The organism is Micromonospora chalcea, from assembly GCF_028768405.1.
GTDB classification, from domain to species: Bacteria; Actinomycetota; Actinomycetes; order Mycobacteriales; family Micromonosporaceae; genus Micromonospora; species Micromonospora chalcea.
In genome coordinates this window covers 2,318,585-2,332,738 of the sequence record NZ_CP118233.1, presented here as the reverse complement: position 1 = coordinate 2,332,738, position 14,154 = coordinate 2,318,585, and the positions used below count along the sequence as shown (strand labels likewise).

Sequence of the window (14,154 nt, the reverse complement as noted above, 5' to 3'; positions counted from 1 at the left end):
GGTGAGCAACGAGGACGAGAGGTACGTCGAGTACCTGAAGCGTACGACCTCGGAGCTGCGGCGTACCCGGCGTCGGCTGCGCGAGCTGGAGAGCCGGGACTCCGAGCCCATCGCCATCGTGGCGATGAGCTGCCGCTACCCGGGCGGCGTCGACAGCCCCGAGGCGCTGTGGCAGCTCGTGCACGACGGCGGCGACGGGATCGGGCCGTTCCCCGCCGACCGGGGCTGGGACCTGGAGAACCTCTTCCACCCCGATCCCGACCACCCGGGCACCAGTTACGTGCGCGAGGGCGGCTTCGTCTACTCCGCCGCCGACTTCGACGCCGACCTGTTCGGCATCTCGCCCCGCGAGGCCCTCGCCATGGACCCGCAGCAGCGGCTGCTGCTGGAGACCTCCTGGGAGGCGTTCGAGCGGGCCGGGCTGCCGCTGCCGGCCGTCCGGGGCAGCCGTACCGGCGTCTTCGTCGGGGCCTCGTCGCACGGCTACGACGGCATGATGGCGCAGGCCGAGAACGGCGAGGGTCACCTGCTCACCGGCAACGCCACCAGTGTCATCTCCGGCCGCGTCGCGTACACCCTCGGGCTGGAGGGGCCGGCGGTCACGGTCGACACCGCCTGCTCGTCCTCGCTCGTCGCTATCCACCTGGCCGCGCAGGCCCTGCGCAACGGCGACTGCGAGCTGGCCCTGGCGGGCGGCGTGACGGTGATGCCCACCCCGGCGGTCTTCGTCGGCTTCAGCCGGCAGCGCGGTCTCGCCGCCGACGGGCGGTGCAAGGCGTTCGCCGCCGGCGCGGACGGCACCTCGTGGTCCGAGGGCATCGGCATGCTGCTGCTCACCCGGCTCTCCGACGCGCAGCGGCACGGCTACCCGGTGCTCGCCGTGGTACGCGGCAGCGCGGTCAACTCCGACGGCGCGTCCAACGGGCTCAGCGCCCCGCACGGCCCCTCCCAGGTGCGGGTCATCCGCCAGGCCCTCGGCAACGCCCGGCTCACGCCCGAGCAGGTCGACGTGGTGGAGGCGCACGGCACGGGCACCCGGCTCGGCGACCCGATCGAGGCGCAGGCGCTGCTGGCCACGTACGGGCAGGACCGCGACGAGGCCGCGCCGCTGCTGCTCGGGTCGGTGAAGTCGAACATCGGGCACACCCAGGCAGCCGCCGGCGTGGCCGGTGTGATCAAGATGGTGATGGCGATGCGGCACGGCGTCGTGCCGCCCACCCTGCACGTCGACGAGCCGTCGCCGCAGATCGACTGGACCGCCGGGGCCGTCACCCTCGCCACCGCCGTCACGCCGTGGCCGGCCGTGGAGCGGCCGCGCCGGGCCGCCGTGTCGTCGTTCGGCGTCTCCGGCACCAACGCGCACACCATCATCGAGCAGGCCCCGGCTCCCGCCGAGGTCGAGGCCGAGGCCGAGCCGACCACGCCGCAGGCCCGCACGGTGGCCCCCGTGCTGCTCTCCGCCCGCTCCGACGCCGCGCTCGCCGCGCAGGCCGGCCGCTGGGCCGCCCGGTTCGCCGCCGACGAGACCCTCCGCCCGCTCGACGTGGCCTTCTCGTCGGTCACCTCCCGCTCCACCCTGGACCGTCGGGCCGTGCTGTCCGCGACCGGCCGCGACGACCTGCTCGCGGGGCTGCGCGCCCTCGCCGCCGGGGAACCGGCCGGTACGGTCGTGCTCGGTGCCGGGGTGCCGCGCGGCCAGCTCGCGGTGCTCTTCTCCGGCCAGGGCGCGCAGCGCGCCGGCATGGGCCGGGAGCTGTACGCCGAGTTCCCGGTCTTCGCCGCCGCCCTCGACGAGGCGTGCGGGCACCTGGACAGAGCCCTGCCGCGCCCGCTGCGTGAGGTGCTCTTCGCCGCCGAGGGCTCGGCCGACGCCGACCTGCTGGACCAGACCGTGTTCACGCAGGCCGGTCTGTTCGCCGTCGAGGTGGCGCTGTTCCGTCTCGTCGAGTCCTTCGGCGTCGCCCCCGACCTGGTCGGCGGCCACTCGATCGGCGAGGTCACGGCTGCGTACGTGGCGGGGGTGCTGTCGCTGGAGCACGCCTGCGCGCTGGTGGCGGCGCGGGGCCGGTTGATGCAGGCGCTGCCCGCCGGGGGTGGGATGCTGGCCGTCGCGGCCACCGAGGCCGACGTGGCGGCCACGCTGGACGGGCTGGCCGGCGTGGGGATCGCGGCGGTCAATGGTCCGCAGGCCGTCGTGGTCTCCGGTGCCGTCGAGGCCCTCGACGAGGTGGAGCGGGTCTGGCGTGAGCGGGGCGTACGCGTCCGCCGCCTCACCGTCAGCCACGCGTTCCACAGTCCGTTGATGGAGCCGATGCTCGCCCGGTTCCGCGCGGTGCTCGACAAGCTCACCTTCGCCGCGCCGTCGCTGCCGGTCGTGTCGAACGTGACCGGGGCACTGGCCGACGCCGACGAGATCCGCACGCCCGACTACTGGGTGCGCCACGTCCGCGAGGCCGTCCGCTTCGCCGACGGGGTCGCCGCGCTGCGCGCCGCCGGGGCGGACACGTTCCTGGAGATCGGCCCGCGCAGCGTACTGACCGCGATGGCGGCCGACATCCTGCCCGCCGACGACGCCGTGCTGGCCGTCGCCGCGCAGCGCGCGGACCGGCCCGAGGCGCACGGGCTGCTGGCCGGGCTGGCCGAGTTGCACGTGCGCGGGGTGGCGGTCGACTGGCGGCAGTGGTTCGCCGACACCGGCGCGCGCCGCGTGGACCTGCCCACGTACGCCTTCCAGCACCAGCGCTACTGGCCCGAGGTCGGCGGCACCGCCGTGACGGCCGTGCCGGGTGACGCCGCCGAGGGGGACTTCTGGGCGGCCGTGGAGCGTGGCGACCTGACCGGGGTCGCCGCCCACCTGGCCGTGCAGGACGATCCCGCGGCAGTGGAGGCGCTCGCCCCGGCCGTACCGGTGCTGTCGTCGTGGCGGCGGGCCCGGCAGCGCGACGCCGTGGTGGACGGCTGGACCTACCGGGTCGAGTGGGAACCCGTACGCCCCGCCGCCGTTCCGGCGCTGACCGGCCGCTGGCTCGTCGTCACCGCCGACAACGACGACGCCGGGGTGGCCGGCACGTTGACCGGTGCCGGCGCCCACGTCGACACCCTGACCGTCGCCCCGGGCGTCGATCGCGCCGAGCTGACCGGGCTGCTGCGCGGCCACGGCGAGCAGGGCTGGGCCGGCGTGCTCTGCGTGCTGCCCGCGACCGACCGGGCGCTGCCGGACGCCCCGGCCGTCTCCGTCGGCGCCGCGCTGCTGCTCACCCTCACCCAGGCGCTCGCCGACGCGGGCCTGCCCGGCCGGCTCTGGTGCCTCACCCGGGGCGCCGTGCGCGCCGGGGCCGGCGAGACCCTCACCGACCCGTGGGCCGCCCTGGCCTGGGGCCTCGGGCGGGTCGTCGCCCTCGAACAGCCGGACCGCTGGGGCGGCCTGGTCGACCTGCCCGCCCGCGCCGACCGCGCCACGGCCGACGCGCTGCTCGCCGTCCTCGCCGACGCCGGGCACGACCAGGTGGCGATCCGCCCCCAGGGCGTCCTCGGCCGGCGGCTGGTGCCGGCCGTGCCGCCGGTGGGTGTGGGTTGGCGGCCTGCCGGGACGGTGCTGGTGACCGGTGGTACGGGTGCGTTGGGTCGGCATGTGGCGCGGTGGTTGCTGGCGAACGGGGCCGGTGAGGTGGTCCTCGCCTCGCGGCGGGGTCCGGGGGCGCCGGGTGCGGCGGAGTTGGTGGCCGAGTTGGGTGCGGTGCGGGTGGTGGGGTGCGACGTCACCGACCGGGCCGCCGTCGAGGCTCTGGTCTCCGGGCTGCCGGAGCTGACCGCCGTCGTGCACACCGCCGGCGTGATCGACGACGGCGTCCTCGACGGGCTCGACCTGACCCGGATGCAGGCCGTCCTCGACGGCAAGGTCCGCGCCGCCCGGGTCCTGCACGAGGCCACCGCCCACCGCGACCTCGACGCGTTCGTGCTCTTCTCCTCCCTCGCCGGCGTCATCGGCAGTGCCGGGCAGGGCAACTACGCGGCGGCCAACGCCTATCTCGACGCGTTCGCGGCCTGGCGACGCGACCAGGGCCTGCCCGCCACCGCCATCGCCTGGGGCGCCTGGGCTGAGGACGGCATGGCCGCCGCCCTGACCGCCCGGCTCGCCCGGGGCGGGGTCGACGCGCTCCCCGCCGCCGAGGCCGTCACCGCCCTCGGCCGGCTGGTCAACACCGCCGAGCCGGCGGTCACCGTCGCTGCCGTCGACTGGGGACGCCTCGCCGCGTCCTGGGGCCGGCCCACGCCACTGATCGCCGCCCTGCCCGGGGTGCCCGCCGTGCCCACCGGTCCCGTCCGCGCCGTGGTGGTCGGCCGGTCCCTGCCGCAGCTCGCCGACCTCGTACGCACCCAGGCTGCCGTCGTGCTCGGCTACCCGGCCGGGCGGCCGCTGCCCGAGCGCACCTTCCGTGACCTCGGCTTCGACTCGCTCACCGCCGTCGAGCTGCGCAACCGGCTGACCGCCGAGACCGGTATGACCCTGCCCGCCACGCTGGTCTTCGACCACCCCACGGTCGCCGAACTCGCCGCCCACCTGCACGGCCTCACCGCCGGGCACACCACCGGCGAGGTGGTCGCCGACGGCACCGGCCGTGACCGCGAACCGATCGCCATCGTCGCCATGAGCTGCCGCTTCCCCGGCGGGGTCACCTCGCCCGAGCAGCTCTGGGACCTGCTGGCCACCGGCACCGACGCGCTGAGCCTGATGCCCGGCGAGCGCGGCTGGAACCTCGCCGAGCTGTACCACCCCGACCCCGAGCACCTCGGTACCAGCTACGTCCGGGAGGGCGGCTTCGTCGCCGGTGCCGGCGAGTTCGACCCGGCGTTCTTCGGCATCAGCCCCCGCGAGGCCCTCGCCATGGACCCGCAGCAGCGGCTGCTGCTGGAGACCACCTGGGAGGCGTTCGAGCGGGCCCGGATCGACCCGACCGCCCTGCGCGGCAGCCGCACCGGCGTGTACGTCGGCACCAACGGCCAGGACTACGGCTCGCTGCTGATGGCCACCGGGGACGTCGACGAGAACTACCTCGCCACCGGCACCTCCGCCAGCGTCATCTCCGGCCGGCTGGCGTACACCTTCGGGCTGCACGGCCCGGCCGTCACCGTCGACACGGCCTGCTCGTCGTCGCTGGTCGCGATGCACCTGGCCGCGCAGGCCCTGCAGACGGGGGAGTGCGACCTGGCCCTGGCCGGCGGCGCCACCGTGATGGCCACCCCCGGCATCTTCGTCGGCTTCTCCCGCCAGCGCGGTCTCGCCGCCGACGGCCGGTGCAAGCCGTTCGCCGGAGCCGCGGACGGCACCGGCTGGGGCGAGGGCGTCGGCCTGCTGGTACTCCAGCGGCTCTCCGACGCCCGCCGCGACGGCAACCCGGTCCTCGCCGTGCTGCGCGGCAGCGCCGTCAACCAGGACGGCGCCTCCAACGGCCTCACCGCCCCCAACGGCCCCGCCCAGCAGCGGGTGATCCGGCAGGCCCTCGCGAACGCCGGACTCACCGCCGAGCAGGTGGACGCCGTCGAGGCGCACGGCACCGGCACCACCCTCGGCGACCCGATCGAGGCGCAGGCCCTCATCGCCACGTACGGCCAGGACCGGCCCGCCGACCGGCCGTTGTGGCTCGGCTCGATCAAGTCGAACATCGGGCACACCCAGGCGGCGGCGGGTGTGGCCGGGGTGATGAAGATGGTGCTGGCGATGCGGCACGGGGTGCTGCCGCCCACGCTGCACGTGGACGAGCCCACCCCGCACGTCGACTGGACCGGCGGCAGCGTCGAGCTGCTCACCTCCGCCCGGCCGTGGGAGCCGGCCGACGGGGTACGCCGCGCCGCCGTCTCCTCGTTCGGGATCAGCGGCACCAACGTGCACACCATCCTCGAACAGGCCCCCGCCGACGAGCCGGAGCCCGGACCGGCGGCCGACGTGCCGACCGGGGAGCTGCCCTGGGTGCTCTCCGGGCGCACCGTCGACGCCCTCACCGCCCGCACCCGGGACCTGCGCGAGCACCTCGGCACAGTGGACGACGACGCGCTCGCCGACGTCGGCTGGTCGCTGGCCGCCACCCGCGCCGCCCACGACCACCGGGCCGTCGTCTTCGCCGCCGACCGCGACGACCTGGCCGCGTCCCTCGACGCGCTCGCCGCCGGCCGGCCCGGCCCGCAGACCGTCACCCGCGCCCCCGGCACGCCGGGCGAGGTCGCGTTCGTCTTCCCGGGCCAGGGATCGCAGTGGGCCGGGATGGCCGCCGAGCTGCTCGACACCGCCCCCGTCTTCGCGGAGACGTTCGCCGCCTGCGCCGAGGCGCTGCGCCCGTACGTCGACTGGTCACCGACCGACGTGGTGCGCGGCGCGCCCGACGCCCCGTCGCTGGAGCGCGTCGACGTCGTGCAGCCCACCCTGTTCGCGGTCAGCGTCTCGCTCGCCGCGCTCTGGGAGTCGTACGGGGTGCGCCCCGGAGCCGTCGTCGGCCACTCCCAGGGGGAGATCGCCGCCGCGTACGTCGCCGGTGGCCTCACCCTCGACGACGCGGCGGCCGTGGTCGCGCTGCGCAGCCGGATCATCGCCGGCATCGCCGGGGACGGCGGCATGGTCTCGGTCGCCACCACCGCCGACGAGGCCACCGCGACGATCGCCCGCTGGGCCGGCCGCATCGCCCTGGCCGCCGTCAACGGACCCACCTCCGTCGTGGTCTCCGGCGACGGCGCCGCCCTCGACGAGCTCGTCGCCCACTACGAGTCCCACGAGGTGCGGGTGCGCCGCGTCCCCGTGGACTACGCCTCCCACTCCGCCCACGTCGAGCAACTGCGCGAGCAGCTCCTGGAACTGCTCGCCGGGCTGCGGCCCCGCACCGGCGAGGTCCGGTTCCGCTCCACCGTCGAGGGGGACTGGCTCGACACCGCCGCCCTCGACGCCGACTACTGGTACCGCAACCTGCGGCAGACCGTCCGCTTCGACGAAGCGGTACGCAGCCTCGTCGCCGCCGGCTACCAGACCTTCGTCGAGGTCAGCGCCCACCCCGTGCTGACGATGGCCACGCAGGAGAGCGTCGAGCTGGCCGCCGCCGACCCGGACGCGGTCACCGTCACCGGCAGCCTGCGCCGGGGCGAGGGCGGCCTCGGCCGCTTCCTGCGCGCCCTGGCCGAGGTCTGGGCCGGAGGTACGGCCGTGGACTGGCGGCCCGCCTTCGCCGGCCTCGCCGGGCGTCGCCTCGACCTGCCCACGTACCCGTTCCAGCGGCAGCTCTACTGGCCGCAGCCGTCGACCGCGCCCGCCCCCGCGGTCGGGACCGCCGGTGCCGTGGCCGACGACGAGGTCGACGCCCGGTTCTGGGCGGCCGTCGAGGCGGAGGACCTGACCGCGCTCACGGCCGAACTCTCCGCCACGACCGAGCCGGGGCCCGTCCCGGAGACGGCGTTCGCCGACGTGCTGCCGGTGCTCGCCGCCTGGCGTCGCCGGCACCGCGACCAGGCCACCGTGGACTCGTGGCGGTACCGGGACAGTTGGACGCCCGTCGCCCCCGACGCCTCCGGCGAGCCGGCCGTCACCGGCACCTGGTGGCTGCTGACCGGCCCCGACGACACCGGCGCGGCCGAGGCCGGCTTCTGCGCCGAGGCGTTGCGGCGCCATGGCGGCACCGTCGTACCGCTGGCGCTGGACGCCGACCGCACGGACCGCGCGGCGCTCGCCGCCCGGCTGCGCGACCTCGCCGACGGCGGCCCCCGCCCCGCCGGGATCGTGTCGCTGCTGCCGCTCGACGAGACGCCCGCCCCGGCGTACCCGTCCGTGCCGGTCGGCTTCGCCGGCACCGTCACCCTCGTGCAGGCGCTCGGCGACGCCGGCGTCCGCGCGCCCCTGTGGTGCCTCACCCGGGGTGCCGTCGCGACCGGCCCGGCCGACCCGCTGCCGCACCCGCTCCAGCAGCTCACCTGGGGCTTCGGCCGGGTCGCCGCGCTGGAGCACCCGGACCGCTGGGGCGGCCTCGTGGACCTGCCCGACGAGCTCGACGACGCGGCCGGCCGCCGGCTCGTGCGCGTCCTCGCCGGTGCCGACGGGGAGGACCAGGTCGCGCTGCGGTGGGCCGGCGTGTTCGGCCGGCGACTGCTGCACGCCCCGCTCGGCGACACGCCCGCCCCGCGCGCCTGGCGGCCCTCCGGCACCGCCCTGGTCACCGGCGGCACCGGCGCGCTCGGCGGGCACATGGCCCGCTGGCTCGCCGCCAACGGCGCCGCCCACCTGGTGCTGGTGAGCCGGCGCGGCCGGCAGGCCGAGGGCATCGCCGACCTCGAGGCCGAACTGGTCGCACTGGGCGCCCGGGTCACCGTCGCCGCCTGCGACGCCGCCGACCGCTCGGCGCTCGCCGCCGTCCTCGCCGACCTGCCGTCCGAGCACCCGCTGACCACAGTCGTGCACACCGCAGCCGTGCTCGACGACTCGGTGATCAACTCGCTGACGCTGGACCAGGTCGACTACGCGCTCAGCGCGAAGGTCACCGCCGCACTGAACCTGCACGAGCTGACCCGCGAGCTGGACCTCGACGCGTTCATCCTGTTCTCGTCGATGGCCGGCACCGTCGGCAGCTCCGGCGTGGGCAACTACGCCCCCGGCAACGCGTTCCTCAACGCCCTCGCCGAGCACCGCCGCGCCCTCGGCCTGCCCGCCACCTCCATCGGTTGGGGCGCCTGGGGCGGCGGCGGCATGGCCGACGGCGAGTTCGGCCGGATGCTGCACCGCCACGGCGCACCCGAGATGCCGCCGCGGCTCGCCGTCGCGGCCCTGCACCAGGCCGTCGAGCACGACGAGACGTTCCTGACCATCTCGAACATCGCCTGGGAGCGGTTCTTCGTCGCGTTCACCGCCACCCGGCCCGGCCCGCTGATCTCGGAGATCCCCGAGGCGCAGCGGTTGCAGGCCACCAAGGGACTGGCCGAGACGAAGGAGACCGACGAGGCCGGCCCGGCCGGCGCGTTCACCCGGATGAGCGCCGCCGAGCGCCAGCAGGCGCTGCTCGACCTGGTCCGCGACCAGGCGGCCACGGTCCTCAGGTACGCCGACGGCCAGGCCGTCGACCCGCACCACGCGTTCCGCGACCTCGGCTTCGACTCGGTGACCGCGGTGGAACTGCGCAACCGGCTCGCCACCGCCACCTCGCTGCGGCTGCCGGTGACCCTGGTCTTCGACTACCCGTCGCCGACCGCGCTCGCCCGGCACCTGCACGAGGAACTGGGCGGGGAGGCCGCCGTGGCCGTCGAGGCCGCCCCGGTGGCGTTCGGCGACGACGAGCCGGTGGCCATCGTGGCCATGTCCTGCCGCTTCCCCGGCGGGGCCAACGATCCCGAGCGGTTCTGGCAGATGCTGCACGCCGGCCGCGACGCCGTGTCGGACCTCCCCGGCGATCGGGGTTGGGACGTCGAGCGCCTCTACGACCCCGACCCCTATTCCACCGGCACCTCCTACGTCCGCAGCGGCGCCTTCCTCTACGAGGCGGCGGAGTTTGATGCCGGTTTCTTCGGGATTTCCCCCCGCGAGGCGTTGGCCATGGACCCGCAGCAGCGGTTGTTGCTGGAGGTTTCGTGGGAGGCGGTCGAGCGGGCAGGGGTTGAGCCTGGGGTTCTGCGGGGTTCGCGAACAGGGGTGTTCGTGGGCACGAATGGTCAGGACTATGGGGCCCTGCTGATGGTGGCGGGGGACGAGGTGGAGGGCTTCGCGGGAACGGGCAACGCCGCGAGTGTGGTGTCGGGTCGGGTGGCGTACGCGTTGGGGTTGGAGGGGCCGGCGGTGTCGGTGGACACGGCGTGTTCGTCGTCGCTTGTGGCGTTGCACCTGGCGGTGCAGTCGCTGCGGCGTGGCGAGTGCGACCTGGCCCTCGCCGGCGGCGTGACCGTGATGGCGACGCCCGGGCTGTTCGTGGAGTTCTCCCGGCAGCGGGGCCTGGCGGCCGACGGCCGGTGCAAGGCGTTCGCGGCGGGTGCGGATGGCACGGGCTGGGGCGAGGGTGTGGGCGTGCTGCTGGTGGAGCGGTTGTCGGACGCGCGGCGCAACGGTCACGAGGTGCTGGCGATCGTGCGGGGCAGTGCCGTCAACCAGGACGGCGCCTCGAACGGGCTGACCGCCCCGAACGGTCCCTCGCAGCAGCGGGTGATCCGGCAGGCGCTGGCCTCGGCGCGGCTCTCCGCGGCCGACGTGGACGTGGTCGAGGCGCACGGCACCGGCACCACGCTCGGTGACCCGATCGAGGCGCAGGCCCTGCTCGCCACGTACGGGCAGGAGCGCGACGAGCCGCTGCTGCTCGGCTCGGTCAAGTCGAACATCGGCCACACCCAGGCCGCCGCCGGCGTCGCCGGTGTGATCAAGATGGTGCTGGCGATGCGGGAGGGCGTGGTACCGGCGACGCTGCACGTGGACGAGCCGTCGCCGCACATCGACTGGACCTCCGGGGCCGTCGAGCTGGCGATCGAGTCGCGGCCGTGGCCGGCCGTGGACCGGGCGCGCCGGTCGGCGGTGTCGTCGTTCGGCATCTCCGGCACCAACGCCCACGTCATCATCGAACTGCCCGAGGACCTCCCCGCCGAGAGCGTGGAGCCCGACGGCGAGGCCGCCGAGGATCGCAGCCCGGGGCTCGTGGCCTCCGACGTCGTCGTCTGGACGGTGTCGGGGCGGTCGAAGGGCGCGCTGGCCGGTCAGGCCGCTCGCCTGGCCCGGCACGTCCGCGCGCACGCCGACCTCGACGCGGCGGCGGTGGGCTGGTCTCTCGCCGCCACCCGGTCGACGTTCGACCAGCGGGCGGCTGTGGTCGGGTCGAGCACGGAGGAGTTGCTGGCGGGGCTGGACGCCCTGGCGGCTGGTGCGCCGGCGGGGAACCTGGTCACGGGTACGGCCGTCGGGACGAGTGCGGTGTTCGTGTTCCCGGGTCAGGGTGCGCAGTCGGCGCGGATGGCGGCCGGTCTGGTGGGTCGGACGCCGGTGTTCGACGCGCGTCTGGCGGATTGTCAGCGGGCCCTGGCCCCGTACCTCGATGTGGACCTCGTTGCGGTGTTGACCGGTGACGACGAGTCGTGGCTGGAGCGGGTCGAGGTCGTGCAGCCGGTGCTGTGGGCCGTCGGCGTCGCCCTCGCCGCCGTGTGGCAGCACGCGGGTGTGGTTCCGGCGGCGGTGGTCGGTCACTCGCAGGGCGAGATCGGCGCGGCGTGCGTGGCGGGGATTCTCTCCCTGGAGGACGCGGCGAAGGCGGTGGCGTTGCGCTCCCGGGCCCTGACCGCGCTGCGGGGCACCGGGACGATGGCGTCGGTGGACCTGTCGGCGGAGGCGGTGGCCGAGCGGCTGCCGGCGTTCCCGGGTGTCGGGGTGGCGGCGGTGAACGGTCCGTCGACGGTGGTGGTGTCGGGTCCGCCGCAACCGGTCGCGGATCTGGTGGCGGCGTGTCAGGCCGACGGGGTGCGGGCGCGGTTGATTCCGGTGGACTACGCGTCGCACTCGGCGGCGGTGCAGGACGTCGCGGAGCGGTTGCGCGCGGACCTGGCCGACGTGAGCCCGCAGCCGGGGCACACTCGGCTCGTCTCGACGTTGACGGGGGACTGGGTCGACCCGTCCTCGATGGACGCCGGCTACTGGTACGACAACCTGCGGCAGACCGTCCAGTTCGAGGCCGCCGTCCGGGTGGCCGTCGAGGCGGGTCACACGACGTTCGTCGAGATCTCACCGCATCCGGTGCTGACGATGCCGGTGACGGCGATCCTGGACGACGCCGGCGTCACCGGGCACACGCTGGGCAGCCTGCGCCGCGGTGACGACGACCCGACGCGGCTGCTGACGAACCTCGCCACCGCCCACGCGATCGGCCTGCCCGTCGACCTGACGGCCGTCCTCGCCGAGACCGACGTGGTGGCACTGCCCACGTACGCCTTCGACCGCAGCCGCTTCTGGCCCACCGCCGTGACCGGGCAGGACGGCGCCGAGGAGACCCCGAGCGGCGTCGACTCCGCGTTCTGGGCGGCCGTCGAACGCGAGGACCTGGCCGCGCTCGCGGAACTCACCGAGCAGGACGCGACGGAATCCCTGGAACGGCTGGGCGGGGCCCTGCCCGTGCTCGCCTCCTGGCGACGCCGGCAGCGCAGCCGGTCCGCCCTGGACGACCTGCGCTACCGCAGCGTCTGGCAGCCGTACACCGGCACGCCCGTCAGCTTCCTCCCCGGCGCCTGGTGGGTGATCGCCGACGCGCGGCACCCGGAGGAGGGCGAGGCCGCCGTCGCCGAACTGTCCCGCCGGGGCGCCGACGTCCGGCTGGTGTCGCTGCCGGAGAACCTGACCGACCGGGCCGCCCTCACCGCGCACCTGAGCGGTGTGACCCGTACCTCCGACGGCGGAACGGCCCCGGTCGACGGGGTGCTGTCCCTGCTCGCCCTCGCCGACGGCGCGGTCGACGACACCCAGCCGGTGCCGCCGTTCCTCGCCCGGTCGCTGGCGCTGATCCAGGCGCTCGGGGACCTCGACGTCGCCGCGCCGCTGTGGTGCGTCACCCGGGGCGCCGCCGGCACCACCCGGGGCGGCACCGCCGGCCGCCCGGAGCAGTCGCTGCTCTGGGGCCTCGGCCGGGTCGTGGCCCTCGAACACCCCGAGCGGTGGGGCGGCCTGGTCGACGTACCGGCCACCCTGGACGACCACGGCTGGGACCTGCTCTGCGCCGCCCTCGCCGGCCTCGACGGCGAGGACCAGCTCGCGGTCGACGGCGCCACCATCCTGGTACGCCGGCTGGTGCGGGCACCCGGCGGCGAGGCGCCCGCCGATGACGCCGGCTACCCGGGCACGACGCTGGTCACCGGCGGCACCGGCGCGCTCGGCGCGGAGGTGGCCCGCTGGCTGGCCGCCCGGGGCGCCGAGCACCTGATGCTCGTCAGCCGCCGCGGCGCGGACGCCCCCGGCGCCACGGCACTCGTCCGTGAGCTGACCGGGGCGGGCACCCGGGTGACCGTCGCGGCCTGCGACGTGGCCGACCGGGCCGCGCTGGCCAAGCTGCTCGACGAGGTGCCCGCCGACGCGCCGCTGACCACCGTCGTGCACGCCGCCGGCGTGCTGGAGGACGGGGTGCTCGACGGGCTCACCCCCGACCGGCTCACCACCGTCCTGCGACCCAAGGTGCTCGGCGCCCTGCACCTGCACGAGCTCACCCTCGGGCGGGAACTGCGCGCGTTCGTGCTGTTCTCCGCGATGGCCGGCCAGCTCGGCGCCGCCGGTCAGGGCAGCTACGCCGCCGCCAACGCCTACCTCGACGCGCTCGCCGAGCAGCGGCACCGCCAGGGCCTGCCGGCCACCTCGGTCGCCTGGGGCCCCTGGGCGGCCGGCGGGATGGCCGCCACCGACCAGGCCGTCGAGGAGCGCCGCCGGCGTACCGGCGTGGCCCGCCTCGACACCGCGCTCGCGCTCACGGCGCTCGCCCAGTGCGTCGCGCGGGGCGAGCCGACGACGATGGTGACCGAGATCGACTGGGCCCGCTACGTGCCCGGCTTCGTGGCCGTGCGGCCCAGCCCGCTCATCGCGGGTGTGGCCGAGGCACGGCGGGCCGTCGCCGAGCGGGCCGAGGACACCGGCGTCTCCGCGGAGTCCCTCGCCGCCCTGCTCGCCGGGCAGACCGACGCCGAACGACGCAAGACCCTGCTGGAGCTGGTACGCGGGCAGGCCGCCGCGGTGCTCGGGCACGCCTCGATGGACGCCGTCGAGCCGGACCGGGCGTTCCGCGAACTCGGCTTCGACTCGCTGACCGCCGTGGAGCTGCGTAACCGGCTCACCGCGGCGACCGGCGTGCGGCTGCCCGCCACCGTGGTCTTCGACTACCCGACCGCCGCCGGGCTGGCCGAATACGTGCGGGCCGCGATCGTCGACGGCGGCGTGGCCGGGGTCGCACCGGTCTTCGGTGAGCTGGACAGGTTGGAAGCGGCACTCTCCGGCTCGGCGCCGGACCGCAGCGCCCGGATTCGGATCACCGAACGGCTGCGGGCGCTGCTGGCCTCCCTCAACGAGGCCGACGCCCCGGCGGACGGCGACACCGTCGCCGAGAAGCTCCAGGACGCGACGCCGGACGAGGTCTTCGACTTCATCGACCGCGAGCTGGGGATGTCCTGACGTGATCGCTGCTGCGACGA

Annotated in this window: 1 protein-coding gene; it reads left to right on the top strand. The window is 75.8% G+C overall.

What is annotated here, in order from left to right; all coding sequences use genetic code 11:
* Position 1 precedes the first annotated feature (1 nt).
* Positions 2–14,134 carry a type I polyketide synthase gene (locus tag PVK74_RS10325; RefSeq protein WP_274478939.1) on the top strand — a complete coding sequence of 4,711 codons (14,133 nt, stop codon included), beginning with the start codon at positions 2–4 and terminating at the stop codon, positions 14,132–14,134.
* The last annotated feature ends 20 nt before the right edge of the window (positions 14,135–14,154 follow it).